The sequence below is a fragment of the Streptomyces sp. NPDC017676 genome (assembly GCF_044329325.1).
In the GTDB taxonomy this organism is placed as follows: Bacteria; Actinomycetota; Actinomycetes; order Streptomycetales; family Streptomycetaceae; genus Streptomyces.
In genome coordinates, this window is sequence record NZ_JBIRJA010000013.1 from 13280 (window position 1) to 39117 (window position 25838).

General features: G+C 73.5%; 20 protein-coding genes. 15 read left to right on the forward strand and 5 right to left on the reverse strand.

Going from position 1 to position 25838, the window contains the following annotated elements; translation table 11 throughout:
• Positions 1 to 156: 156 nt before the first annotated feature.
• From ACH4LD_RS26995 to nudC, 5 genes are all read left to right on the forward strand, one after another.
• Entirely contained in the window at positions 157 to 564 is a 408-nt protein-coding gene (locus ACH4LD_RS26995) for an MGMT family protein (RefSeq protein WP_398056145.1), read from the forward strand.
• 257 nt (positions 565 to 821) lie between these two features.
• The gene (locus ACH4LD_RS27000; protein WP_398056144.1) at positions 822 to 4310 is read left to right on the forward strand and encodes an ATP-dependent helicase; all 3489 of its coding nucleotides are present in this window, start codon (positions 822 to 824) and stop codon (positions 4308 to 4310) included.
• Between the two features lie 334 nt (positions 4311 to 4644).
• A complete protein-coding gene (locus tag ACH4LD_RS27005; RefSeq protein WP_398056143.1) occupies positions 4645 to 8262 on the forward strand; it encodes a UvrD-helicase domain-containing protein in 3618 nt (1205 codons plus the stop codon).
• 53 nt (positions 8263 to 8315) lie between these two features.
• Complete coding sequence (locus tag ACH4LD_RS27010; protein ID WP_398056142.1) at positions 8316 to 9719, forward strand: dipeptidase; 1404 nt, start codon at positions 8316 to 8318, stop codon at positions 9717 to 9719.
• Between the two features lie 163 nt (positions 9720 to 9882).
• Positions 9883 to 10827, forward strand: coding sequence for an NAD(+) diphosphatase (gene nudC / locus ACH4LD_RS27015; protein ID WP_398056141.1), 945 nt, complete (start codon positions 9883 to 9885; stop codon positions 10825 to 10827).
• Positions 10828 to 10892: 65 nt separating this feature from the next.
• On the opposite strand, the gene ACH4LD_RS27020 is transcribed toward nudC, so the two are convergent.
• The gene (locus tag ACH4LD_RS27020; protein WP_067300300.1) at positions 10893 to 11135 is read right to left on the reverse strand and encodes a mycoredoxin; all 243 of its coding nucleotides are present in this window, start codon (positions 11133 to 11135) and stop codon (positions 10893 to 10895) included.
• A gap of 274 nt (positions 11136 to 11409) precedes the next feature.
• Here ACH4LD_RS27020 and ACH4LD_RS27025 point away from each other — a divergent pair, with 274 nt between their 5' ends.
• From ACH4LD_RS27025 to ACH4LD_RS27045, 5 genes are all read left to right on the forward strand, one after another.
• Entirely contained in the window at positions 11410 to 13719 is a 2310-nt protein-coding gene (locus ACH4LD_RS27025; RefSeq protein WP_398056140.1) for an ATP-dependent DNA helicase UvrD2, read from the forward strand.
• Between the two features lie 166 nt (positions 13720 to 13885).
• On the forward strand, positions 13886 to 14209 hold the full coding sequence (locus tag ACH4LD_RS27030) for a hypothetical protein (RefSeq protein ID WP_103817701.1): 324 nt from the start codon (positions 13886 to 13888) through the stop codon (positions 14207 to 14209).
• Between the two features lie 174 nt (positions 14210 to 14383).
• Positions 14384 to 14752 (forward strand): WhiB family transcriptional regulator, encoded by a 369-nt coding sequence (locus ACH4LD_RS27035; protein WP_398056139.1) that lies wholly within the window; start codon positions 14384 to 14386, stop codon positions 14750 to 14752.
• Entirely contained in the window at positions 14749 to 15072 is a 324-nt protein-coding gene (locus tag ACH4LD_RS27040; RefSeq protein ID WP_014674859.1) for a hypothetical protein, read from the forward strand. The genes ACH4LD_RS27035 and ACH4LD_RS27040 overlap by 4 nt, the downstream gene beginning before the upstream one ends.
• 137 nt (positions 15073 to 15209) lie before the next feature.
• Positions 15210 to 15422 carry a hypothetical protein gene (locus ACH4LD_RS27045; protein WP_148282094.1) on the forward strand — a complete coding sequence of 71 codons (213 nt, stop codon included), beginning with the start codon at positions 15210 to 15212 and terminating at the stop codon, positions 15420 to 15422.
• 70 nt (positions 15423 to 15492) lie between these two features.
• Here the strand turns inward: ACH4LD_RS27045 and ACH4LD_RS27050 are convergent, their stop codons facing one another.
• Together ACH4LD_RS27050 and ACH4LD_RS27055 are read right to left on the reverse strand one after the other, a co-directional pair.
• Complete coding sequence (locus ACH4LD_RS27050) at positions 15493 to 16875, reverse strand: ABC1 kinase family protein (protein ID WP_398056138.1); 1383 nt, start codon at positions 16873 to 16875, stop codon at positions 15493 to 15495.
• A complete protein-coding gene (locus tag ACH4LD_RS27055; RefSeq protein ID WP_398056137.1) occupies positions 16868 to 18082 on the reverse strand; it encodes a TOMM precursor leader peptide-binding protein in 1215 nt (404 codons plus the stop codon). Before ACH4LD_RS27055 ends, ACH4LD_RS27050 begins: the two co-directional genes overlap by 8 nt.
• Positions 18083 to 18314: 232 nt before the next feature.
• Between ACH4LD_RS27055 and ACH4LD_RS27060 the strand changes: the two genes are divergently transcribed.
• From ACH4LD_RS27060 to ACH4LD_RS27075, 4 genes are all read left to right on the forward strand, one after another.
• Positions 18315 to 18920, forward strand: coding sequence for a M48 family metallopeptidase (locus tag ACH4LD_RS27060; protein WP_398056136.1), 606 nt, complete (start codon positions 18315 to 18317; stop codon positions 18918 to 18920).
• 194 nt (positions 18921 to 19114) lie between these two features.
• Entirely contained in the window at positions 19115 to 20785 is a 1671-nt protein-coding gene (locus ACH4LD_RS27065; protein ID WP_398056135.1) for a TerD family protein, read from the forward strand.
• Between the two features lie 12 nt (positions 20786 to 20797).
• Complete coding sequence (locus tag ACH4LD_RS27070; RefSeq protein WP_132788552.1) at positions 20798 to 21478, forward strand: AIM24 family protein; 681 nt, start codon at positions 20798 to 20800, stop codon at positions 21476 to 21478.
• Positions 21479 to 21495: 17 nt separating this feature from the next.
• Positions 21496 to 22251 (forward strand): AIM24 family protein, encoded by a 756-nt coding sequence (locus tag ACH4LD_RS27075; protein WP_398056134.1) that lies wholly within the window; start codon positions 21496 to 21498, stop codon positions 22249 to 22251.
• A 205-nt stretch (positions 22252 to 22456) separates the two neighbouring features.
• On the opposite strand, the gene ACH4LD_RS27080 is transcribed toward ACH4LD_RS27075, so the two are convergent.
• A complete protein-coding gene (locus ACH4LD_RS27080; RefSeq protein ID WP_398056133.1) occupies positions 22457 to 22978 on the reverse strand; it encodes an NUDIX hydrolase in 522 nt (173 codons plus the stop codon).
• The gene (locus tag ACH4LD_RS27085; protein ID WP_398056132.1) at positions 22975 to 24444 is read right to left on the reverse strand and encodes a zinc-dependent metalloprotease; all 1470 of its coding nucleotides are present in this window, start codon (positions 24442 to 24444) and stop codon (positions 22975 to 22977) included. The genes ACH4LD_RS27080 and ACH4LD_RS27085 overlap by 4 nt, the downstream gene beginning before the upstream one ends.
• A 192-nt stretch (positions 24445 to 24636) precedes the next feature.
• Here ACH4LD_RS27085 and ACH4LD_RS27090 point away from each other — a divergent pair, with 192 nt between their 5' ends.
• Positions 24637 to 25800, forward strand: a complete 1164-nt coding sequence (locus ACH4LD_RS27090; RefSeq protein ID WP_398056131.1) for an SDR family oxidoreductase — start codon at positions 24637 to 24639, stop codon at positions 25798 to 25800.
• The last annotated feature ends 38 nt before the right edge of the window (positions 25801 to 25838 follow it).

Consider the following 25838-nt stretch of genomic DNA (forward strand, 5'->3'; position numbering starts at 1 on the left):
CCGCCCGCACGATGGTGGCATGCCCCACCGACACTCACGGGCATCAGGGTGCGGATGCGCGGGCGCACAGTCTGCCCCAAGGACCGCGCGGGGGCGAGAGGACCGCTCCTCACGGCCCCCGCCGGAACGCCGGCGGGGTGCGGCAGGATGGGGTGGATGAGCGAGCAGAGCCCTCCCGAAGACGCCCGCGCGGAGTACGCGGACGCGCTGCCGGGGTACGCGGACGCCCTGCCGGAGTACGCCGAGCGGGTCCTGGACGTCGCCGAGCGGATCCCGCCGGGCCGGGTCATGACCTATGGCGATGTCGCGGAGTGGCTGGAGGAGGGCGGGCCGCGCCAGGTCGGCCGGGTGATGGCCCTCTACGGCGGCGCGGTCCCGTGGTGGCGTGTCGTACGCGCCGACGGCGTGCTGCTGCCCGGACACGAGCTCCGCGCGCTCGCCCACTACCGCGCGGAGGGCACCCCGCTCAGGCAGGCGGGCAGCAGCACAGAGGGCCATCTGCCGCGGCTCGACATGCGCCGGGCCCGATGGGACGGCGGCGCGGGTGCGGAGGGTCACACCTGACAGCTTCCGCCATCGGATGCCGCCGCGGAGGGCCCGTGGCCCGTTCGGGGGACACGGGGGACGTCCGTGGCATGCCGTACGTTCGTGAGACGTGGGACTCGCGTGACCCGAGCGCCGTGAGGGAAGAAGCGGAAGCCCTGCTTCCATCCGGAGCGGCGGCGTAGCGTCGGCAACACGTGTCCCCCTCATCCCGCGGCCACCGCCTCGCGCGCGTGACCGCCCGCCCGCCAGCACGACCACCAGGACCGGCACATCACGTGAGCTCCTCTTCCTCCACCAGGCGCCCGCCGCACCCACCGGTGCGGCAGGGGAGCCGTGGCGCTTACCGACTGGTCCGAACCCCTCCGGCCGTCGTGGACCCCCCTCGTCTGGACGCGGCACAGCGTGCCGTGGTTGACCACCGGAGCGGACCACTCCTCGTCCTCGCCGGCCCCGGCACCGGCAAGACCACCACGCTGGTCGAGTCCGTGGCCGCCCGGATCGCCCGGGGCGGCGACCCCGAACGCATCCTGGTGCTCACCTTCAGCCGCAAGGCCGCCGTGGACCTGCGCGACCGCATGGCCCTGCGCATGGGCGCCGCCCGCGCCCCCAGGGCGACCACATTCCATTCGTACTGCTACGCGCTGGTCCGCGCCCACCAGGACAGCGGCCGGTTCACCGAGCCGCTGCGTCTGCTCTCCGGCCCGGAGCAGGACGTCACCGTCCGGGAGCTGCTCGCCGGCCAGCCCGAGCTGGAGCGGCTCGGCCTGACCCATGTGCGCTGGCCGGACGAACTGCGCGCCTGCCTGACCACGCGTGGCTTCGCCGACGAGGTCCGTGCCGTCCTCGCCCGCAGCCGGGAGCTGGGCCTCGGCCCGGAGGCCCTGGACGCCTTCGCCCGCCGCATCGGCCGCCCCGACTGGCGGGCGGCGGCCGCGTTCCTCGCCGAGTACCTCGACACCCTCGACCTCCAGGGCGTGCTCGACTACGCGGAACTGGTCCACCGCGCGGTCCTGCTCGCCCGCCGCCCGGAGACCGCGGCAGGGCTGGCGGCCCGGTACGACGCCGTGTACGTCGACGAGTACCAGGACACCGACCCCGCCCAGGTCCGGCTGCTGCGGGCGCTCGCGGGCGGGGGGCGCACCCTGGTCGCCTTCGGCGACCCCGACCAGTCGATCTACGCCTTCCGGGGTGCCGACGTGAACGGCATCCTCGACTTCCCGGCCGCCTTCCGGCGCGCGGACGGCCGTCCCGCCCCCGTGGCGGTGCTGCGCACCTCGCGCCGCTCCGGCGCCGCACTGCTGGCCGCGACCCGTCTGATCACCCAGCGCATGCCGCTGTCCCGGCTGCCCGCCGAGAAGGTCCGCGCCCACCGGGAGCCGGCCGCCGTACGGGACGGCGGCCGGGTCGAGGTCCACACCTACCCGACGCCCGGCGCGGAAGTGGACAACATCGCGGACATCCTGCGCCGCGCGCACCTGGAGGACGGCGTCCCCTGGAGCGACATGGCTGTCCTGGTGCGCGCGAGCTCTCGTCTCCCGGCCCTCCGCCGGGCCCTCACCGCCGCCGGTGTCCCCCTGGACATCGACGGTGACGAGCTGCCCCTGCGGCACGAGCCCGCGGTCGCACCGCTGCTCACGGCCCTCCGCGCGGTGGCCACGGCGGAGGCACGACACCGGGACGAGGAGTCGGCCGGGGGTTCGGAGGGGGGTGAACCGGCTGGTGAAGAGGCCACCGGGGAACGCGCCGGTGCCGCCGGGGAGGGTGGAGGGGCCGAAGCCTCCGGAGGCCGCACCGATGTCTCCCCAGACCGCGCCGAAGCTGTCGGGGGACGGGCCGAGGCCTCCGGAGATCGCGCCGAAGCCCCCGCGGACCCGGCCCCGGACGCCTCCTCCTGGCTGGACACCGAGACCGCTCTCACCCTGCTCACCTCACCGCTCGCCGGAATGGACGCCGCCGACCTGCGCCGCCTCGGGCGCGCCCTGCGCGAGGAGGAGAGGGCCGCCGGGAACCCCCTGCCGCCCCCGTCCGACGAGCTGCTTGCCCGGGCGCTCGCCGAACCCGAGCGCCTGGCCGTGCACGACCCGGCGTACGCGCGCGGGGCACAGCGCCTCGGCGCGTTGCTCCGCAAGGCCCGTGAGCGCCTCGCCGGTGGCGGTACGGCCGAGGAGGCGCTGTGGGACCTGTGGCAGGGGACGCCGTGGCCCGGACGCCTGGAGCGGGCCGCCCGGCGCGGTGGCGCGGCCGGCCGCAACGCCGACCGGGATCTGGACGCCGTGTGCGCGCTGTTCGCCACCGCCGCGCGCGCGGAGGAGCGCTTCGGAGGCCGCGGCGCCCTGAACTTCCTGGAGCAGATCGAGGCCGAGGACATAGCCGCCGACACGCTCGCGCGCCGCGCGGTACGCCCGGACGCCGTCCGCGTGATGACCGCGCACCGCGCCAAGGGTCTGGAGTGGCGGCTGGTCGTCGTCGCCGGCGTCCAGGAGGGACTGTGGCCCGATCTGCGCCGCCGCGGCTCGCTGCTGGAGGCCGACCGCATCGGCCGTGACGGACTCGCCGAGCCGCTCACCCCCGGCGCGCTGCTCGCCGAGGAGCGCCGCCTGTTCTACGTCGCCGCCACACGCGCGCGTGACCGCCTCGTCGTCACCGCGGTGAAGGCACCGGCCGACGACGGTGACCAGCCGTCCCGGTTCCTCACCGAGCTGGGCGTCGAGCCGAGGGACGTCACCGGACGCCCGCGCCGGCCGCTGTCCGTCGCCGCGCTCGTCGCCGAACTGCGCGCGACCACGGTCGACCCGCGCGCGTCGGCCGCGCTGCGGGAGGCCGCCGCCCGCCGGCTCGCCCGGCTCGCCGCGCTCGCCGACGAGGACGGCCGCCCGCTGGCGCCCTCCGCACACCCCTACCGCTGGTGGGGCATGTTCGAGCCGACCGAGAGCAAGGTGCCGCTGCGCCACCGGGACGAGCCCGTGGTGCTCTCCGGCAGCGCCCTCGACCAGCTCGCCAACACGTGCGCGTTGCAGTGGTTCCTCGGCCGTGAGGTGAAGGCGGACGCCCCCGCGACCACCGCGCAGGGCTTCGGCAACGTCGTCCACGTCCTCGCCGACGAGGTCGCCTCCGGCCGCACCCCCGCCGACCTCGACGTCCTCATGGAACGCCTGGACTCCGTGTGGAACGCGCTGGCCTTCGACGCGCCGTGGAAGTCGCGGCAGGAGAAGGACAACGCGCGCGTGGCGCTCGAACGCTTCCTCAACTGGCACGTCCTGAACCGGGCGGGCCGCACACCGGTGGCGAGCGAGCACGACTTCGACGTCACCCTGGAAGCGGGCGACTACCAGATCCGCATCCGCGGCCAGATGGACCGCGTGGAGACGGACGCCGAGGGCCGCGCCTACGTGGTCGACTTCAAGACCGGCAAACAGGCGCCCACCGCGGGCGAGGTGGAGCGCCACCCCCAGCTCGCCGTCTACCAGCTCGCCGTCCGCGAAGGCGCCGTCGACACGGCCTTCGACGGCGTACGCCCCGAGCCGGGCGGCGCCGAACTGGTCCACCTCAGACAGGGCGCCACCAAGCGTGACGGGGGCGACAGCCTGCCCAAGGTGCAGACCCAGGAGCCGCCGACGGGGGAGTGGGTCGGCGAGTTGCTGGCCACCGCCGCCGGAAAGGTCCTCGACGAGCGGTTCACACCGAGCGCCGGCCAGCACTGCGCGCACTGCGCGTTCCGGGCGTCGTGCAGCGCGCGCCCGGAGGGACGGCACGTGGTCGAGTGATGACGTGCCCGCGGCGCGAGTGACGTGGCCGCGGCGCGAGCCCACGTGACGGCAGCGCGAGCCCACGTGACGGCAGCGCGAGCCCACGTGACCGGCGCGGGACGTGGCCCTGACGAGCGTGCCCAGCCTTGGCCAGGGTGACGTGGCCTGACCGAGGTGACGTGGCCCTGGCGAGCCTGCCCTGGCCCTGACCGGAGTGACGTGGCCCCTGGCAAGCCTGCCCCGCCCCTGACCGGAGTGACGTACGGCACCACAGGCGCTGACCTGCGCTTCTTCCGCTCCGGCCGACCGCTCCGGTCTCGATTGTCAGTCCCCGCCGCTAGCCTCTTCCGACATGTCCGCCCGTATCACCGACCCCGAGCAGCTCAAGGAGCTCCTGGGCATCCCGTTCACCCCGGAGCAGACGGCCTGCATCACCGCGCCGCCCGCCCCGCAGGTGATCGTGGCCGGTGCCGGGTCGGGCAAGACCACCGTGATGGCGGCCCGCGTGGTCTGGCTGGTCGGCACCGGACAGGTCGCCCCCGAACAGGTCCTCGGCCTGACCTTCACCAACAAGGCCGCCGGCGAGCTGGCCGAACGCGTCCGCAAGGCCCTGATCAAGGCCGGCGTCACCGACCCCGATGTCATCGACCCCGACAACCCTCCGGGCGAGCCGGTCATCTCGACGTACCACTCCTTCGCCGGCCGCCTCCTCACCGACCACGGCCTGCGGCTCGGCCTGGAGCCCAGCTCACGCCTCCTGGCCGACGCCACCCGCTACCAGCTCGCCGCGCGCGTGCTGCGCGAGGCCCCGGGCCCGTACCCGGCGCTGACCCGCTCCTTCGCCGACCTCGTCAGCGACCTGCTCGCGCTCGACTCCGAGCTCGCCGAACACCTCGTCGACCCGGAGGAACTGCGCGCCTGGGACACCGGCCTGCTGCGCACGCTGGAAGGGGCCAAGCTCACCAACGCCGACCTGCGCAAGGTCCCGGAGACCGCCGCGGCCCGCCGGGAACTCGCCGAGCTCGTCCAGCGCTACCGGGCCGCCAAGCGCGCGCGGGACCTGCTCGACTTCGGCGACCAGATCGCCCTGTCGGCCCGCCTCGCCGGCATCCCCGAGGTGGGCCGCCTGTTGCGCGAGGAGTTCCGCGTGGTGCTCCTGGACGAGTACCAGGACACCTCCGTGGCACAGCGCGTCCTGCTCGCCGGCCTGTTCGGCGGCGGCACCGGTCACCCGGTGACCGCCGTCGGCGACCCCTGCCAGGCCATCTACGGCTGGCGCGGCGCCTCCGTCGCCAACCTGGACGACTTCCCCGACCACTTCGCGCACGCCGACGGCAGCCCCGCCGCCCGGCAGGCGCTCAGCGAGAACCGCCGCAGCGGCGGACGCCTGCTCGACCTCGCCAATGGCCTCGCCACACCTCTGCGCGCCATGCACGCGGGCGTGGAGGCCCTCCGCCCGGCCCCCGGCGCCGAGTACGACGGCACGGTCCGCTGCGCCCTGCTGCCGACCCATGCCGAGGAGATCGACTGGATCGCCGACTCCCTCGCCCACCTCGTGCGCACCGGCACCCCGCCCGGCGAGATCGCCGTACTGTGCCGGACCGCGACCGACTTCGCCGTGATCCAGGGCGCCCTCGTCGCCCGTGACATCCCCGTGGAGGTCGTCGGCCTCTCCGGCCTGCTCCACCTGCCCGAGATCGCTGACCTCGTCGCCGTGTGCGAGGTCCTCCAGGACCCCGGCGCCAACGCCGCCCTGGTGCGCCTGCTGACCGGACCGCGCTGGCGCATCGGCCCCCGCGACCTCGCCCTGCTGGGCCGCCGCGCCCGGCTGCTGGTCGCCCACGCGCGCGTGGACGGCACCGACGACCCGGACCGCCGGCTCGCCGAGGCCGTGGAGGGCGTCGACCCGTCCGAGGTGATCTCGCTCGCGGACGCCCTGGACACCTTCCTGGAAGCGCCCATGGAGAAGGGCGACGACGACGGGCTGCCGTTCTCCCCGGACGCGCGCGTGCGCTTCGCCCGGCTCGCCGCCGAGCTGCGCGACCTGCGCCGCTCGCTGTCCGACCCGCTGATGGACGTCCTGCACCGCGTCCTCGCCGTCACCGGCCTGGAGGTGGAGCTGTCGGCGTCCCCGCACGCGCTCGCCGCCCGCCGTCGCGAGACCCTGTCCAACTTCCTGGACATCGCCGCCTCCTTCGCCGCGAGCGACAGCGAGGCCACCCTGCTGGCCTTCCTCGGCTTCCTGCGTACCGCCGCCCAGTACGAGAAGGGCCTCGACAACGCCCTGCCCGGCGGCGAGAACACCGTCAAGGTGCTCACCGCGCACAAGTCCAAGGGCCTGGAATGGGACGTCGTGGCCGTTCCCGGCCTCGTGACCGGCACGTTCCCCAGCGCCCAGGGCCGCGAGAAGTGGACCGCGCAGGCCAAGGTGCTGCCGCACGCCCTGCGCGGGGACACCGACACCCTGCCCGACGTGGACTCCTGGGACTCGCGCGGCATGAAGGCCTTCCACGAGGCCATGAAGGAGCACCAGCACACCGAGGAGCTCCGCCTCGGCTACGTCACCTTCACCCGCCCCCGCTCACTGCTGCTCGGCTCCGGCCACTGGTGGGGGCCCAGCCAGAAGAAGCCGCGCGGCCCGTCGGACTTCCTCCAGGCCCTGTACGACCACTGCGCCGCCGGGTACGGCGAGATCGAGGTGTGGGCGGACCCGCCCGCCGAGGACGAGGAGAACCCTGCCCTGCACGCGGCCACCGCCGACCAGGTGTGGCCGCTCCCGCTGGACGCCGCCGCCCTGGCCCGCCGTCGCGCCGCCGCGGAGACCGTCCTCGCCCACCTGGACGCCGTCGCCGCCGGGCCTGCCGACGGGCGCCGGCCGGCCCTGCACGACCCCGCCGGTGCCGAGGACCCGGACTGGCCCGCGCCACCGGAGGACGAGCCGTACGGCGACCACCCGTACGGTGACCACCCGCACGGTGACGACCCGTACGGCGTCGGACCGTACGACGAGGAGCCGTACGCGGACCTGCCTCATGAAGAGGATCTTCCGCACGACGATCCGTTCGGTGACGATCCCATCGGCGCCTTCGACGAGGACCCCTTCGACGGTGACGCGTTCGCCGGCGACCCCTTCGACGGTGACGCCTTCGGTGGTGAGCCCTTCGGCCAGGACGCCTGGAACACCGAACGGCCCACCGTCCCGCACCAGGCGCCCGCCCCGCAGGACGGACCCCGCGCCGTCGCACCACCCGCCGCCGCCCTCACCCCGGAGGAGGCTCGCACCATCGCCTCCTGGGACCGTGACCTGGACGCGCTCACCGGAGAGCTGCTACGCGCCCGGCAGACCGTCACCGAGGTCCCCCTGCCCACCACGCTCACCGCCACCCAGCTGCTGCGGCTCGCCGAGGACCCGGACGGGCTCGCGCAGGAACTCGCGCGCCCCATGCCACGCCCCCCGCAACCGGCCGCACGCCGGGGCACCCGGTTCCACGCCTGGGTGGAAACCCGCTTCGAGGAGCTGACCCTGCCCCTGCTGGAACCGGACGAGCTGCCCGGCGGCGACGCCGAGATCGCCGACGAACGCGACCTGGAAGCCCTGAAGGACGCCTTCGAACGCACCGAGTACGCCCGGCGCACCCCGTACCGGGTCGAAGCCCCCTTCCAGCTCACCCTCGCCGGCCGCGTCGTCCGGGGACGCATCGACGCCGTCTACCGGCACGGCGACGGCGACGAGGCGACGTACGAGATCGTCGACTGGAAGACCGGCCGCACCGGCACCGCCGACCCGCTCCAGCTCGCCGTGTACCGGCTGGCCTGGGCCGAGCAGCAGGGCATACCGCCCGAGTCGGTCACCGCCACGTTCCTGTACGTGCGCAGCGGCGAGGTCGTACGCCCCGAGGGCCTGCCGGACCGGGCCGCTCTGGAGCGGCTGCTCACAGGTGAGACGGAGCGCACACCGAAGGCGAGCTGAGTGTGACGAACCGCCCGCCGAGGATGCCGGCGCGGGCGGATAGGCTCGGGAGCATGAGCCAGACCCCGGACAGCGCCGTCCGCACGTACATCGAGCAGCACCGCGCCGCCTTCCTCGACGACCTCGCCGCATGGCTGCGCATCCCCTCCGTGTCGGCCCAGCCCGAGCACGCTCCCGACGTACGGCACAGCGCGGAATGGCTCGCCGCCAAGCTGTCGGAGACCGGCTTCCCGACCGCCGAGGTCTGGCAGACCCCCGGGGCCCCCGCCGTCTTCGCCGAATGGCCGTCCGGCGACCCCGAGGCACCCACGGTCCTGGTCTACGGCCACCACGACGTGCAGCCCGCCGCCCGCGAGGACGGCTGGGACAGCGACCCCTTCGAGCCGGTCGTCCGCGGCAACCGCCTCTACGCGCGCGGGGCGGCCGACGACAAGGGCCAGGTGTTCTTCCACACACTCGGCGTCCGCGCCCACCTCGCCGCGACCGGCCGCACCGCGCCGGCCGTCAACCTCAAGCTGCTGATCGAGGGCGAGGAGGAGTCCGGCTCCCCGCACTTCCGGGCCCTGGTGGAACAGCGCGCCGGGCGCCTCGCCGCCGACGCCGTGATCGTCTCCGACACCGGCATGTGGTCCGAGGACACCCCGACCGTGTGCACCGGCATGCGCGGCCTCGCCGAGTGCGAGATCCGGCTGTACGGTCCGGACCAGGACATCCACTCCGGCTCCTTCGGCGGCGCCGTGCCCAACCCGGCCACCGCCGCCGCCCGCCTGGTCGCCGCCCTCCACGACGAGCACGCGCGCGTGGCGATCCCCGGCTTCTACGACGGCATCGTCGAGCTCACCGACCGCGAGCGCGAACTCTTCGCCGAACTGCCCTTCGACGAGGAGCGCTGGCTGCGCACCGCCAGGTCCGCCGCCCTCTACGGCGAGGCCGGCTACTCGACCCTGGAGCGCATCTGGGCCCGCCCGACCGCCGAGGTCAACGGCATGGGCGGCGGCTACCAGGGCCCCGGCAGCAAGACGATCATCCCCGCCACGGCCATGGTGAAGCTGTCCTTCCGGCTGGTCGCCGGCCAGGACCCCGACCACATCGAGAAGGCCGTCCGCGCCTGGGCCGCCGAGCAGGTGCCCCCCGGGATCCGGTACGAGATCGACTTCGGCCCGGCCACACGCCCGTGCCTGACCCCGCTCGACCACCCCGCGCTGCGGTCCGTGGCCCGCGCCATGGGCCGCGCCTTCCAGCAGCCGGTCCGCTTCACCCGGGAGGGCGGCTCCGGACCCGCCGCCGAGCTCCAGGAAGTCCTCGGCGTTCCCGTGCTCTTCCTGGGCATCTCCGTCCCGTCCGACGGCTGGCACGCACCCAACGAGAAGGTCGAGCTGGACCTCCTCCTCAAAGGCGTCGAGACCAGCGCCTACCTGTGGGGTGACCTCGCCGGCAACTGGCGTACCGCACCCTGACCGGCCGGCGCCGTACGGCCGGTCACCGCGCGCGGGGCACACTGGAGGGACCGCCCCGACCGTCCCGTCGCCCCGGCCGCGCCCGGCCCGGTGCCCTCCCGCCCTACGTCCCGCCGAACCGCCCGCCGAAAGAACCGCCGCACTGGGGGAGTTGGAAGCACCCGTGACCACCTGGACCGACCACACAGCCGACCGACCCATCTCACTGACCGCCCCGAGCGGCATCGACCGCGCCGCCCACCACCGGCTGGACGAGGCCTGGCTCGCGGCGGCGTGGAGCCACCCCACGACCCGCTGTTTCGTGGTCTCCGGCGGCCAGGTGCTCATCGACGAGACCCCGGACGGCCGGACCGAACTCGTCATGACGCCGTCCTTCGAGGCCCCGCTCACCGAGGCGCACCGCTACTTCCTCGGCATCGACGAGGACGGGGTCAGCTACTTCGCGCTCCAGAAGGACGCGCTGCCCGGCCGCATCGACCAGTCCGCGCGCCCGGCGGGGCTGCGCGAGGCCGGCCTGCTGCTGTCGCCGCGCGACGTCGGGCTCATGGTGCACGCGGTCGGCCTGGAGAACTGGCAGCGCACCCACCGCTTCTGCTCCCGCTGCGGCGAGCGCACGGTCATCGCGGCCGCCGGCCACATCCGCCGCTGCCCGGCCTGCGGCGCCGAGCACTACCCGCGCACCGACCCCGCCGTGATCATGGCGGTGACCGACGAGGACGACCGCATCCTGCTCGGCCGCCAGGTCCACTGGCCCGAGGGCCGCTTCTCCACGCTCGCCGGGTTCGTGGAGCCCGGCGAGTCCATCGAGCAGGCGGTGCGCCGCGAGGTCTGCGAGGAGGTCGGCGTCACCGTCGGCCCGGTCGAGTACGTCGCCAGCCAGCCCTGGCCCTTCCCGTCCAGCCTGATGCTCGGCTTCATGGCCCGCGCCACCTCCACCGAGATCGACGTCGACGGGGACGAGATCCACGAGGCCCGCTGGTTCTCCCGCGAGGAGCTGCGCGCGGCCTTCGAGGCCGGCGAGGTGCTGCCGCCCTACGGCATCTCCATCGCGGCCCGCCTGATCGAGATGTGGTACGGCAAGCCCCTGCCGACCCGCAGCTTCGTCTGAGACGGCGAACGGCGGCTCCCGAGCCGGTCACGGACTCGGGAACCGCCGTTCGGTGCGGCTCGCGCTTACGCGGCGAGCTTCTGCTTGACCTGGGCCAGCGACGGGTTCGTCATGGTGGAGCCGTCCGCGAAGAGCACGGTCGGGACGGTCTGGTTCCCTCCGTTCGCCTTCTCCACGAAGGCCGCGGACTCGGGGTCCTGCTCGATGTTGATCTCGGTGTAGGCGATGCCCTCCCGGTCCAGCTGGCTCTTCAGCCGCCGGCAGTAACCGCACCAAGTCGTGCTGTACATCGTCACAGTGCCCTGCATGTCTCTCGCGCTCCTCAGGCAGCTCGGAAAAGGTCGTCCAGGGAGAGAACGTAAGGGACCGGCCCCCCATTCCCACGCCACCGGGCCGCAGGTTCCGGCGACCAGGCCCCGGTTCCCAGCCGACCGACCCGCCAGTTCCGGGCGACCCGGCCCGCCCCGGCCCCCGGGCGACCGACCCGCCAGTTCCGGGCGACCGGGCCCGCCCCGGTCCCGCGGCGATCGGGCCCCGATCCCCGGGCGGCCGCCCCGCCGGCTCCGGCCTGCGCTCCCCGCTGTGACGCCTGCCGCATTAGTACGACTGCGAGCCCCAGCCTGTGGACAACCGGCACAGCCGTCCCGGGCGACCTGGCAGCATGGCGGTGTGACAGCAGCAACGCATTCCACCCTTTTCCCGCAGGGCACCGGTGGCTCTCCCCACGCGGCTCCGCCGAGCGGGGCCGACGCGGTGCTCGAAGGGCTCGACCCCGAGCAGCGCGAGGTGGCCACCTCCCTGCACGGTCCGGTGTGCGTGCTGGCCGGAGCGGGCACCGGCAAGACCCGGGCGATCACCCACCGCATCGCCTACGGGGTGCGCGCCGGCATCCTCCAGCCGTCCAGCGTGCTCGCCGTCACCTTCACCAACCGCGCCGCCGGAGAGATGCGCGGCCGGCTGCGCCAGCTCGGCGCCCAGGGCGTCCAGGCCCGCACCTTCCACTCCGCCGCCCTGCGCCAGCTCCAGTACTTCTGGCCGAAAGCGATCGGTGGCTCCATGCCCCGGCTCGTCGACCGCAAGATCCAGCTCGTCGCCGACGCGGCCGCCGCCCTCGGCACCCGGCTCGACCGCAACGAGCTGCGGGACGTGACCGCCGAGATCGAATGGTCCAAGGTCACCCAGACCGTCCCCGCCGACTACCCGTACGCGGCTGCGAAGGCCGGCCGAGAGACCCCCCGCGACCCGGCCGAGATCGCCCACCTCTACGCCGCCTACGAGGACCTCAAACGCGACCGCGCCGTCATCGACTTCGAGGACGTCCTGCTGCTCACCGTCGCCGTCCTCCAGGACCGGCACGACATCGCCGAACAGGTCCGCGCGCAGTACCAGCACTTCGTCGTGGACGAGTACCAGGACGTCAGCCCCCTCCAGCAGCGGCTGCTGGACCTGTGGCTCGGCGACCGCGACAACCTGTGCGTCGTCGGTGACGCCAGCCAGACCATCTACTCGTTCACGGGAGCAACCCCCGACCACCTGCTCGACTTCCGCGCCCGCCACCCCGGCGCCACCGTCGTCAAACTGGTCCGCGACTACCGCTCCAGCCCCCAGATCGTCCACCTCGCCAACGGCCTGCTCGCCCAGGCCCGGGGCCGCGCCGCCGGCCACCGGCTGGAACTCGTCTCCCAGCGCCCCACGGGACCCGAGCCCGTCTACACCGAGTACACCGACGAGCCCGCCGAGGCCGAGGGCGCCGCCCGCCGCATCCGCGAGCTGATCGACGCGGGCGTCCCGGCCGCCGAGATCGCCGTCCTGTTCCGCACCAACTCCCAGTCCGAGACCTACGAACAGGCGCTCGCCGACGTCGGCGTGCCCTACCAGCTCCGCGGCGCAGAGCGCTTCTTCGACCGGCCCGAGGTCCGCAAGGCCGGCATCGCCCTGCGCGGCGCCGCCCGCTTCGGCGGCAACGACTCCCTCCTCGACGACGCCGTGGACCTGCCCTCCCAGGTGCGCGCCGTCCTCTCCGGAGAGGGCTGGACCAGCGAACCCCCGGCCGGCTCCGGCGCCGTCAGGGAGCGCTGGGAATCCCTGGCCGCCCTCGTCAACCTCGCCCACGACCTCGCCGCGGCCCGACCCGGAGTCACCCTCGCCGACTTCGTGGCGGAACTGGACGAACGGGCCAACGCCCAGCACGCCCCCACCGTCCAGGGCGTCACCCTGGCCTCCCTGCACGCCGCAAAGGGCCTGGAGTGGGACGTCGTCTTCCTGGTCGGCATCGCCGAGGGCATGCTCCCCATCACCTACGCCCGCACCGACGAGCAGATCGAGGAGGAACGCCGGCTCCTCTACGTCGGCGTGACCCGCGCCCGGGAACGCCTCCATCTGTCCTGGGCCCTGTCCCGCTCACCCGGCGGACGCCCCAACCGACGGCCGAGCCGCTTCCTCGACGGGCTGCGCCCCGGCACCACCCCCACCGTCGGCCGCACCGGCGCCGGCACGGGCGCGGGCGTCGAACGAGGGACCACCGCGAGCACCCCCGTCACCCCCCGGCGCACCCAGCGCACCCCCGCCCGCTGCCGCGTCTGCGGCCGCACGCTCACCGACGCGGGCGAGATGAAGCTGATGCGCTGCGAGGACTGCCCCTCGGACATGGACGAAGGGCTCTACGAGCGGCTCCGGGAATGGCGCGCGGTACAGGCCGAGCGCAGCGGCCAGCCCGACTTCTGCGTCTTCACCGACCGGACGCTGATGGCCATCGCGGAGGCGTGCCCGGAGAGCCCCGCCGAGCTCGCCCGCATCCCTGGCGTCCTCAACCGCAAGCTGCGCAGCTACGGAGCCGACGTTCTGGCCATATGCGCAGGTCAAGAACCCGGTGGAGACGGCGGAAGCGACTGATGCCAACTCGTCGAAAAAATAGTTTGCGCATGCCCCGCGAATCCCCATAGGTTCTAGGCACGGAAGCAGCGGCCTTCTCCAAGGCCCGGGTTCCGTGATGTACTTGCATATCCGAACGGGACCGGTTCACCCCGGTCCCTTGAGACGCCGAGAGGAGGCGAGTCCAGTGATCAGCATCAACACCAGCACCACCGTCAGCACGGCCAAACTGACCGATCGCTCGACCGTCTCCACGTGCATGCTCGGCGCCTCGAACCAGGGCACCGGTCTGTCCGGCATCCGTGCCGTGCGTCCGGCGTCCTCCCCTGCCCTCGCGGTTCTTCCCATCCGTGAGCGCAATGAGCGACCGACCAAGGCACTGGAAGCAGTAGCGGCACAGGCGCACGCCTATGCCTTTGCGGCGGCCGGTGCCGGATTCCGGAAGCAGACGACGCAGCACCACCTGATGTGGGCCTTCCGTGGGCCAGAACCCTGGAGTGATCCAGCCTGATCGCCGATCAGGCCGGCGCCTTCAGGGCCGCGGAACCCCATCCGGGATCCGCGGCCCTTCTGTTTTCCCCGAACGGGGACGACGGAGCGAAGGGGCCTCGGGACAGGAAGAGAACCCGGTACCCAGCCGACACCCGGTCAACCGGCCGGACCGACCAGACGAGGAAAACCACCCGTGCAACTCGAAGCGCACGCCCCGTCCGTACCGCCCTCGCAAACGATCCCCCCGCCCGGCCTCACGGAGGACTCCACCTTGACCCCCCTCACCGCGCTCACCGCGCTCGACGAAGCCATCGAGAACCTCGGCGTACCCGTCCCCTGCCGCTCCTACGACCCGGAGGTCTTCTTCGCCGAGTCGCCCGCGGACGTGGAGTACGCCAAGTCCCTCTGCCGCACCTGCCCGCTGATGGAGGCCTGCCTCGCCGGCGCCAAGGTGCGGCGCGAGCCCTGGGGCGTCTGGGGAGGCGAGCTGTTCGTCCAGGGCGTCGTCGTCGCCCGGAAGCGGCCCCGTGGTCGCCCGCGGAAGAACCCGGTCACGGCATGAACACCGCAGGAACGATCGACCGCCCCCTCACGCACGACCCCAAGAAGCAGGCCCCGATGAAGCCGTCCACCAGCGAGCCCGCCGGCTCCGCGACCACAGACTTCACCACCACCGGCGCCACCGAAGCGCGCCAGAACAGGAACCGTGAGATGCAACTCATGCAAGAAGCCCTGGCTCGTGCGCATATGCACGAGCGACTCCATGACGCCGCGCGCGAACGCCGGGCCGTGCGCCTGGCGGTCGCCCAGCGGATGCAGCGCCGAGCCGAGCGCGCCTCGCTGCGCGCCCGCCGCGCGCTCGCCATGGCCGTCATGCAGTAACGAACCCACCTGAGCAGCGGTGGCCTCCCGGAGCAGGGAGGCGAAGCCTCCCCGCGGGGGCCGGTCCGGCCGAACGGACCGGCCCCCGCGGTGCGTTGCGCACGACGATCCGCCGGCCACGGGGTTATCGTCACCGGGTGACGAGTCTTCCCGGCGGAAGTGATCAGGGCGGCTCCACCGCGGAGCGCCGCCGCCTGGTGTGCGCCCGCTGCGGCACCCCCGCCGACGGCCCCCAGCCGGCCACCTGGACCTGCTCCGTGGAGAACGGCGTCCGCCAGTACTTCTGCGACGCCTGCTCCCGGGAGAACCTCCGGGCGATCGAGGGACGGCTGGACTCGGCCTGGTGGTGAGATCCCTTCTCCGGGGCCCTCCCCCCGCCCCCTCCCCCCACCCCGCCCCCAAGAACTCAAGGCACGCCGATCAGGCCCCTTCCGCCGACTCCTCCTCGTCGGTGCCGGTGTCCCCGGGCGCGTCGGCGGCGAAGCCCGGGAGCCATTCCTCCAGTTCGTCGCGGAGGCGTACCGTGGCGCCCAGTTGGCACAGGACCCCGATCGTGCTGAGGGTCACCCGGTGTATCAGCAGATAGGCCGGCGGCAGGTTGAGCCGCTTGCCGAGCTGGTAGGCGGGGGAGCGGGGGTCGGCGATGCGGGCGGCCTGGCTGCGCATCCAGGAGCGGGTGAAGGTGAACGCCTCCACGCGGGCCGGCTCGATGATCGGCAGCAGATAGTCGAGGACCGCGTCCGGGTCCAGCTCGACGGTCTCCTTCACGAAGCCCTCTGCGCACAGCAGCTCGTAGACCGTCTCCGCCTCCCCGTCCAGCGTCATCCGCAGCGAGATGCCGATCGGGGCCGGCAGACCGCCGGGGAGCCGGTCGACGGTGCCGAAGTCCAGCACTCCCAGCCGCCAGTCGTCCGGGCCGTCCGGGCCGCCGGGCAGCAGACGGAAGTTGCCCGGATGGGGGTCGGCGTGCAGCAGGCCGGTGCGGGCCGGGCCGGAGAAGAGGAAGCGGGCCAGGAGCTGGCCGGCCCGGTCGCGCTGCTCCTGGGTGCCGTCCGCGATGACCTCGGACAGTGGGATGCCGTCGATCCATTCGGTCACCAGCACCTGGTCGCACTGGTGCACCACCGCCGGGACGACCACGTCCGGGTCGTCCGTGAACTCCTCCGCGTGGACGCTCTGCGCCTGGGCCTCCAGCCCGTAGTCCAGCTCCTCCGAGACGCGGTCCCTCAGCTCCGCGATCAGCGGCTTGATGTCCATGCCCGGGATGAGCGGACCCAACAGCCGGGAGAACCGGCTGAGTTGACCGAGGTCGGAGAGCAGTGCCTCACCCGCGCCCGGGTACTGCACCTTGACCGCCACCTCACGGCCGTCGTGCCACACCGCCCGGTGCACCTGGCCGATCGAGGCCGCGGCGGCCGGCTTGTCCTCGAACTCCTCGAAGAGGTCGCGCCAGTCCGGGCCGAGCCGCTCCTGGAGCACCGCGTGCACGGTGCGGGTCGGCATCGGCGGGGCGGCCTCCTGGAGCTTGGTCAGGGCCGCGCGGTAGGGGCCGGCGATCTCCTCCGGCAGCGCCGACTCGAAGACGGACAGTGCCTGCCCGAACTTCATGGCGCCGCCCTTCAGCTCGCCGAGCACCTTGAACAGTTGCTCCGCCGTGCGCTGTTGCAGCTCGCGGCCGACGATCTCCGCGGACTCGCCCACGATCCGCTTGCCCAGCCCCCAGGTCGCCCGGCCGGCGAAGCCGAGCGGGAGCGCGGCGAGCTTGGCGGTACGGGTGACCGCCTTCCGGGGAAGATCAGACATGCGCCCTCCAGGTCCCAGTCGGCCGTGCCGCGCCTGCTTCGCGTCGCCGCTTCGTCGACGGCCGTTGCACCGCCATTGTCGCGCGCGTCCCGCCATCGGTTGCGGAGTGCTCCCGTTTCTGTCTCCCGGCCGCCCCGCACGCGCATTCCGGATGCGGCCGGACCGGCCGGGCGCGCCATTCCAGACCGGGCAGGGACACCTCCCAGCGAGTACCCGTGGCGGACGGTGACCCCCCGTCGAGGAAGGCCAGGGCGTGCGCCGCGGCGAGACCGGCCACCGCCGTGGCCAGGGTCAGATCGCAGGCGCCGATCCGGCGGGACCTTCCGGACCGCCACTGGGTGACCAGACGGGGCCAGGCCGGGTCCCGGTCCGTGCGGTCCCGGTCCAGGCAGCCGGCGCAGCCCGACTCGCCGGGCAGGACGAGCGGGCCGACGACACCGGTGCCCTCCACGACCCCGGCGTAGAGATGAGGGGTGCCGGTGGCCATCAGGGGTTCGGCGGCGAACGGGTCCGGGGCGTGCACGGCGACATCGTCGCGGGGCGCGAAGATCACCAGGGAGAGGCCGGGCTCCTCGGCGCCGGAACCGGGGGAGTGCGCGTGGCGCGGTGGGCGGTCCGGTGCGGCGCGGCGGACGGCGGCCCGGGCCGCCGCGTCCCGGCGGTCGCCCAGCGACTCGGCGGTCAACCCGCCCGGTGCCACGTCCCACGGCTCCACCCGGCCCACGTCGCACACGTCGACCTCGCCGACGCCGGCGCCCGACAGCGCGGACGCGAGGAGGGCGCCGACCCGGCCCCCGCCGCGCACCCGGACGCGCAGCGCGCGCCGGGCCGCGAGCCGGGCCAGCGCGCCGCCCGGCTCGGGGGTGAGGAGGGACAGTGAGGCGAGGTCGGGGCGCAGCCGTTCGAGGACGTCCGTCTTCTCCCGCAGTGTGTCGGCGGCCGGTCCGCCGCCGCGTGCGTCGTCGAGGAGGCCCGCGCGGGCCAGCCGCTCCACCAGCGCGTCGACGTGGTCGGCCGGCACGTCCGCCCGGCGGCCCTCCTCGCGCAGCAGCGGCAGTCCGCGCGTGCCGTCGAGCAGGTCCAGGAAGCTGCCGGTCGCCGTGGCGACGGGGCCCAGGGTCAGGGCGTGCGCCGGGGTCATCCCGAACTGCACGGTGTTGCGGTCGCGCCAGCCGCGCCGGAGCGCGGGCTTCACCACCGGATGCATGACTGTCCCCCCGTGTCCGTGAATGCGTGTCTGGGCCAGCATGCCTGGGCGGTGGTCGGGGCAGCGGGAGTTATCCACAGGGTGGGGGTGTTCTTCATATCAATCAGACGGGGTGAAGTGGTGCAAAAAGGATGGACGATTCGGTCGTACGAATCAAACACATGGTGGGGGATCCGGAGGGAACCGTCCCCGGGCCGGGACTTTGCCCCGGTCCAGCGGGTAACGTCGGGGCGTGCCCGCCGACCCACTGCACCGCGCCGGTGAACCACAGCGCAGTACGACGAGCCAGCCGCCCCGCGGCTCGGGGACGAGCGCGATCGAGGTCCGCAGGAGCGCCCGGCGCCGCCGGACGGTCTCCGCGTACCGTGAGGGCGACCGCACCGTCGTACTGATCCCCGCCCGGATGTCGAAGGCGGAGGAGCAGCGCTGGGTCACCGTCATGCTCGACAAGCTCGCCGCCCAGGAGAGCAAGCGGCTGCTGGGCGACGCCGAGCTGGCCGAGCGTGCCGAGCGGCTGTCCGCCCAGTACTTCGGCGGCCGGGCACGGCCGGCCTCCGTGCGCTGGGTCACCAACCAGAACACCCGCTGGGGTTCGTGCACCCCGGCCGAGGGCAGCATCAGGCTGTCGCACCGGTTGCGGGGGATGCCGGAGTACGTCGTCGACTACGTGCTCTGCCACGAGCTGGCGCATCTGCTCGTCCCCGGCCACGGTCCCGACTTCTGGCGGCTGCTGGATGCCTATCCGCGCACCGAGCGGGCCCGCGGCTACCTCGAAGGGGTGGTCGCCGCCGCCCGGCTGCCGCATGTACCGGGCGCGAGCGATGAGCAGGAGGCCTGAGCGGACTGCGGGCGTCCGGCGTCTTCCCGGGGTGACCGGGGGTGGCCCCGCGCGCCGGGCGCCTTCCGTGTGAGCGGCCGGGTGCGGTTGTGTACCGGGTCTGTACCGACCCGCACCCTCGGGGGTCGCTGTCGGTCTTTGCCGTTAGCCTGGCGCGACGCACTCACATTCGGGATGGGGGACGGTCGTAACGCATGGCCAGGGAATTCCAACGCGGCCACAAGGCCAGGATCAGTGACCTCACCGCGGGCACGGATCTGTACGTAGGCGTGCAGATCTCCGGTCCCGGACTGACCTTCGACATCAGCTGCTTCGGTCTGGACGCCGACGAGCGTCTCTCGGACGACCGGTACTTCGTCTTCTTCAACCAGCCGAAGTCCCCGGAGGAGTCCATCCAGCTGCTGGGTGCCCAGGCGGGTGACACGGAGTCGTTCCGGGTCACGCTCGACCGGATCCCCTCGCACATCCGCAAGCTGTCCTTCACGGCGACCCTCGACGGCGCCGGTCAGATGTCCCAGATCGCTCCCGGATACCTGCGCATCGTGGCGGGCGGCGAGGAGGTCGCGCGGTACTCCTTCAGCGGCGCGGAGTTCTCCACCGAGCGAGCCGTGATGCTCGGTGACTTCTACTTCAAGGACGGGTGGCGGTTCGCCGCCGTCGGGCAGGGCTTCGACGGCGGTCTGGAGGCGCTGCTGAAGAACTTCGGCGGCGAGGTGCTGGAGGAGGAGGCGCCTGCCACCCCGCAGCAGCCCCAGTCCGGCGCGGCCCCGGGCTTCGCCCCGCCCGCCCAGACCACGCCCCCGCCCGCGTTCGGCGCCCCGGCCCCGGCTCCCGCACCCGCTCCGGCCCCCGCACCCGCCCCGGCGCCGGCCCCGCAGGGCTTCGCCCCACCGCCCGGCCACACCCCGCCCCCGGCCCCGGCGCCCGGCCCGAACGTGCACGCCGCGCCGACGGTCGTCGCCCCCCTGACCCCGCCCGGAGGCGGCACCGTCCCGCTGCCGGCCCCCGCCCCCGCGCCCTACGGCCAGCCGCCGCAGCAGCCGTCGTACGGCGGCCAGCCCGGTGCGCCGATGCCCCCCGGATACGGCCAGCAGCCCGCCCCCTACGGCGGCCAGCCGACCCCGCCCATGCCCCCGGGCTACGGACAGGTCCCCGGCCAGCAGCCCGCCCCGTACGGAGTGCCGCAGGGCGCGCCCCAGGGCGGTGCCGGTGTGACGGCCGCGCTCCAGGCGTTCAAGGAGACGCCGACCGGGCAGCGCTGGACCCAGCAGAACAAGAAGCTGATCCGCGTCGACCTCGGTATCGGCGGCCAGCCCGTGCTGGCAAAGCAGGGCAGCATGGTGCTCTACCAGGGCAAGGTCGACTTCAGCTACAAGGGCGCCGGGTTCGCCGGGCGGATCGTCGGCAACGCCACCGGCCAGGAGATGCAGCTGATGCGCTGCACCGGCCAGGGCCAGGTGTTCCTCGCCGAGAACTCCACCCACCTGCACCCCGTCGAGCTCCAGGGCGACGCCATCTGCGTCTCCGCGGAGAACGTCCTCGCGTTCGACGAGAGCCTCCAGTACGAGGTCCGCCGCATCGAGGGCCACGGCATCCCCGGCGGCGCGCTGTTCACCATGCAGTTCCAGGGCACCGGCACGATCGTCGTCAAGACGCACGGCACGCCCGTGGTGCTGCCGGTCACGCCGACCACCTTCGCCGACTGCAACGCCGTCGTCGCCTGGTCGGCCGCCTCCCAGGTGATCGTCTCCAGCCAGGTCCGCATGCGCCGCAACGCCTACCCGGGCGACACCGGCGAGAGCGTCAACCTCCAGTTCCGGGGCGCGCCCGGCAACTTCATCGTCGTCCAGCCCTACGAGGTCTAGAGGGAGCCCGTCATGAACCAGCCGCTCGCGGGCTTCGCCCCCGCACCCGTCACCGCCCGTATGGAGAACCACGGCAACCACATGCTGAAGGTCGCCCTCCAGACCGGGAACGACCTCCTCGCGCGCGTGGGGTCGATGGTCGCCTACGAAGGCTTCATCCAGTACGAGCCCAACCCGCCCGCCGTCCGCCAGATCGCCCGCGACTGGGTCACCGGCGAGGGGGCGCCGCTGATGAAGTGCTCCGGCGACGGCTTGCTCTACCTCGCCGACTACGGCGCCGACGTCGTCGTGATCAACCTCAACGGCGACGGCATCTCCGTCAACGCCACCAACCTGCTCGCCTTCGACGCGCACCTCACCTGGGGCGTGGAGCGCGTGAAGGGGCTCGCGAAGTTCGCCGGGCAGGGCCTTTGGAACACGAAGATCTCCGGGCAGGGCTGGGTCGCGCTGACCTCCCGGGGCAAGCCGATCGTCGTGGACTGCGGCGGCGGCGAGGACGAGACGTACGTCGACCCGGACGCGCTCGTCGCCTGGTCGCCGAACCTCAAGGTGAAGGGCAAGCGCAGCTTCAAGGCCCAGTCGCTCATCGGCCGGGGCAGCGGCGAGGCCTACCAGATGGCCTTCTCCGGCCAGGGCATCGTCGTCGTCCAGCCCAGCGAGGACAGCACCGACCGCCTCCGGTTCCGGGGCTGAGGGGGAGCCAGAACACCATGCAGAGCCCGCTTTTCGCGCACAACGACGTCCAGACGCAAGAGCGCTGGAGCCTCCAGAACGCGCAGATGCTCCGGGTCACCCTGGAGGGCCACGACGACCTGCTCGCCCGCAAGGGCACCATGGTCGCCTACCAGGGCCTGGTCGAGTTCGACGCCGAGTACCGCAGCAACGGCCAGGCACGCGCGCGTGCGCGCACCGGCGAGGGCCTGGACCTGATGCGCTGTCACGGTCAGGGCACCGTCTACCTCGCCAACCTCGCCCAGCACGTGCACATCATGGACGTCGAGCAGGACGGGCTGACCGTCGACAGCTCCTACGTCCTCGCCATGGACTCCTCGCTGCACCACGAGGTCGTCGCCGTCGACAGCCTCTACGGCATCTCCGGCTCCGGGAAGTACCAGCTCAACATCACCGGGCGCGGCCGGGTCGCCCTCATGACCTCCGGGGCACCGCTGCTGATGCAGGTCACTCCCGACCGGTACGTCAACTGCGACGCCGACGCGATCGTGGCCTGGTCCACCGGGCTGCGCGTGCAGATGCAGGCCCAGACGCACTCCTCCGGCGTGTGGCGCCGGCGCGGCAACACCGGTGAGGGCTGGGAGCTGAGCTTCATGGGCACCGGCTTCGCGCTGGTGCAGCCCAGCGAGCTGCTGCCGCCGCAGAACGCGGTGATCGGGCAGGGCCTCGCCGCCCAGTTCGGCATGGGACAGCAGGGCGCGCGCGGGCAGAACCAGGGGAACGTCTGGAGCTGATCGCTCCACGGGGGCCGGCCCCCGGGTTCCGGGAGCTGCCGGCCGCGTTCGGCTGCGGTCCGGCCCAGGGGTTCCGCGGGCCGTCGGCCGCGTTCGGCTGCGGTCCGTGTGTGGCCGGCCGCGCGGTCCCCGCGCCCCCGGAGGGGCGCGACGGACCGCCCGACGCGAGGGGCGACCGCCCACGGTGGTCGCCCCTCGCCTGTGGTCACAGGCGGGCGCGGGTCGCTTCCAGCAGCCGTACGACTGACTCGTCCGCCACGCCGGCCACCTCGTCGTAGGCGTACCAGCGCAGGTCGAGGGACTCGTCGCTGATCCCGTGCACCGCGCCGGGCGGGGCCAGGACCGCGTACTGCACGTCGAGGTGCCAGTGGCACGGCGGCGGGATCGGGTGCCGGTCCAGCCGCACCGGGCCACCGGGAAACAGCGTCAGCCCGGTGATGCCGGACTCCTCGGTCGCCTCCCGCAGGGCCGCCGCCTCAAGCGTCGGGTCGCCCGGCTCGCAGTGGCCGCCCATCTGCAGCCACATCCGCAGCTTCCGGTGCAGCGTGAGCAGCACCCGGCCACGCTCGGGATCGACCACCAGGGCGCTGGCCGTGAGATGACCGGCGTGGCAGGCCTTCCACAGGCCGTCCGGGTGGGCCGCCAGATGGTCCAGGTAGGCCTGGCGCAGCTCTTCCTGGCCCTCGTACCCCTTCAGGACGAGGACCGCGTCGTCGTACAGGCTCACTCGGCGTCGTCGCCCTTGCCGTCGTCGCCCTCGGCCTCGCCCTTGTCGCCCTCGTCCCTCTTGCTCAGGTCCGGCTTGCCCGCCGAGCCGCCCGCCGCCTCGCCGAGCATCTTGTCCAGCTCGGAGAAGTCCAGCTGCTCGCGGTGGACGAAGCCGTCCGGGTCGTCCAGGTCGGTCGCGGTCGGCAGCATGTCCGGGTGCGCCCACAGGCCGTCCCGGCCGTCGACCCCGCGCGCGTCCGTGAGCGAGGCCCACAGACGGGAGGCGTCACGCAACCGGCGCGGACGCAGCTCCAGGCCGATCAGCGTGGCGAACGTCTGCTCCGCCGGGCCACCGGTCGCGCGGCGGCGGCGCAGCGTCTCGCGCAGGGCGTCGGCGGACGACAGGCGCGGCTTCGCGGCGGCGTGGACCACCGCGTCCACCCAGCCCTCCACGAGCGCCAGAGCGGTCTCCAGACGGGCCAGGGCGGCCTTCTGCTCGGGCGTGTCCTCCGGCTGGAACATGCCCTGCTGGAGCGCGTCCTGCAACTGCTCCGGGTTCTGCGGGTCGAACTGGCCGACCACGTCCTCCAGCTTGGCCGTGTCGACCTTGATGCCGCGCGCGTAGCCGTCGACCGCGCCGAACAGGTGCGAGCGCAGCCACGGCACGTGCGCGAACAGCCGCTGGTGCGCGGCCTCGCGCAGCGCCAGGTACAGCCGCACCTCCTCCTGCGGGACGCTCAGGTCCTTGCCGAACGCCTGCACGTTGGCCGGGAGCAGCGCGGCCTTGCCGGCCGGGCCCAGCGGCAGACCGATGTCGGTCGAGCCGACGACCTCGCCCGCGAGCACGCCCACGGCCTGCCCGATCTGGGTGCCGAACATGGCGCCGCCCATCGAACGCATCATGCCGATCAGCGGGCCCGCCATGGCCTGCATCTCCTCCGGCAGCACGTCGCCCATGGCCGCGCCGACCCGCTCGGCGACCGGGTCGACCAGCTCCTGCCAGGCGGGCAGGGTCGCCTCGACCCACTCCGCGCGCGACCAGGCCACCGCCGAGCCGGAGCCCGACGGCAGGGACGTCGCGTCGTCCAGCCACAGGTCGGCGAGGCGGACGGCCTCCTCCACCGCCCTGCGCTCGGCGGGGCCGACGCTCGCGTCCTTCGTGCCGTCCGACGTGCCCTGGGCGACCGTCTGGCGGGCGATCTGCTTGGCCATGTCCCAGTTCACCGGGCCGCCCTCGTACGACAGCATCTGGCCGAGCTGCTGGAACGCGGCGCCCAGGTCGGTGGGGTTCAGGGAACCGAACATGGCTGCGAGCGGGTTGTCGGCGCCGGGGCCGCCAAAGCCGCCGGCTCCGGGCAGGCCGCCGAAACCGAACGGATTGGCCGGTCCCTGCCCACCACCGCTCTGCTGGTCCTTCTTCTTGCCCTCGTCGCCGTCTTCCGGCTCCTCCGGCGGAAGGCCGAAACCGAATGGGGTGTCACTCACGGGATTCCTCGGCTGGTAAGGCCACCGGTTTCGCTCCGGCGGCGCGGCTGCCCGACAACACCACCCAGCGTAGACACCCCGACCCGATCGGGCCTCGGTGCTTCGCCCACGGAACGCCTGCGGCAGGATGGATGCACCTGGTACGTACGCGTCACTCGCGCCCGTACTGAAGACAACCGCTGGAGACGCCCGGTGAGTTCCCCAGATCCGCAGGTTCGCGCAGCGCGAAACCTCTCAGCCCACCCGTCGCCCGACCACCGCCCCTCGACGACGGCGCTGCGCGCCGGCGAGACGACTGCCGTGCGCGGGCCCGTCGTCGCGGTGACCGGCGCCGCCACCGGGGTCGGCGCCCTGCTCACCGAGCGACTGGCCGCGTCGGAGGAGATCAGACAGGTCCTCGCCATCGACGAACGGCGCGGCGAGTGCGCCGACGCGCAGTGGCACATCCTCGACGTCCGCGACCCCGCCATCGCCGACAAGCTGCGGGGCGCCGACGTCGTCGTCCACCTCGCGCTCGACCTCGACCTGGAGACCGATCCGGCGGCGCGCACCGCTTACAACGTCCGGGGGACACAGACCGTCCTGACCGCCGCCGCGGCGGCCGGCGTGCACCGGGTGGTGCTGTGCACCTCCGCGATGGTCTACGGCGCGCTGCCCGACAACGAGCTGCCCCTGTCGGAGGACGCCGAGCTGCGCGCCACCGCCGAGGCGACCGGCGTCGGCGACCTGCTGGAGATCGAACGCCTGGCGCGGCGGGCTCCGCGCGCGCATCCGGGCCTGAACGTCACCGTGGTACGGCCGGCCGTGCTGGTCGGCGGCACGGACACCGCGCTGACCAGGTACTTCGAGTCGCCGCGGCTGCTGGTCGTGGCCGGGTCGCGGCCCGCGTGGCAGTTCTGCCATGTCGAGGACCTGTGCAGCGCCCTGGAGTACGCCGTGCTGGAGAAGGTCGACGGGGAACTGGCCGTCGGCTGCGACGGGTGGCTGGAGCAGGAGGAGGTCGAGGAGCTGAGCGGCATCCGGCGGATGGAGCTGCCCTCGGCGGTCGCGCTCGGCGCGGCGGCCCGGCTGCACCGGATCGGGCTCACCCCGTCCCCGGCGGGCGACCTCGCCTACACGATGTACCCCTGGGTGGTCAGCGGGAGCCGGCTCCACGACTCCGGATGGCGGCCGAAGTGGACCAACGAGGAGGTGCTCGCCGAGCTGCTGGAGGAGGTGTCCGGCCGGCACACGGTGGCCGGGCGGCGGCTGGGGCGGAAGGACGCGACGGCAGCTGGTGCGGCCGGGGCGACGGTCGCCCTGCTCGGCGCGGCGGCCGTCGTACGGCGCGCCCGGAAGGCCCGGCGACGCGTCTGACGTGCGGGGAGCGGCCGATGCGGAAGCTGCTCTGTAGG

Bases quoted from the DNA above. Each gene is read 5' to 3' on its own strand.
- ACH4LD_RS26995 (WP_398056145.1), top strand. From the start codon at position 157: ATGAGCGAGCAGAGCCCTCCCGAAGACGCCCGCGCGGAGTACGCGGAC.
- ACH4LD_RS27005 (WP_398056143.1), top strand. From the start codon at position 4,645: ATGTCCGCCCGTATCACCGACCCCGAGCAGCTCAAGGAGCTCCTGGGC.
- ACH4LD_RS27010 (WP_398056142.1), top strand. From the start codon at position 8,316: ATGAGCCAGACCCCGGACAGCGCCGTCCGCACGTACATCGAGCAGCAC.
- ACH4LD_RS27020 (WP_067300300.1), bottom strand. From the start codon at position 11,135: ATGCAGGGCACTGTGACGATGTACAGCACGACTTGGTGCGGTTACTGC.
- ACH4LD_RS27040 (WP_014674859.1), top strand. From the start codon at position 14,749: ATGAACACCGCAGGAACGATCGACCGCCCCCTCACGCACGACCCCAAG.
- ACH4LD_RS27050 (WP_398056138.1), bottom strand. From the start codon at position 16,875: ATGTCTGATCTTCCCCGGAAGGCGGTCACCCGTACCGCCAAGCTCGCC.
- ACH4LD_RS27055 (WP_398056137.1), bottom strand. From the start codon at position 18,082: ATGCATCCGGTGGTGAAGCCCGCGCTCCGGCGCGGCTGGCGCGACCGC.
- ACH4LD_RS27065 (WP_398056135.1), top strand. From the start codon at position 19,115: ATGGCCAGGGAATTCCAACGCGGCCACAAGGCCAGGATCAGTGACCTC.
- ACH4LD_RS27070 (WP_132788552.1), top strand. From the start codon at position 20,798: ATGAACCAGCCGCTCGCGGGCTTCGCCCCCGCACCCGTCACCGCCCGT.
- ACH4LD_RS27075 (WP_398056134.1), top strand. From the start codon at position 21,496: ATGCAGAGCCCGCTTTTCGCGCACAACGACGTCCAGACGCAAGAGCGC.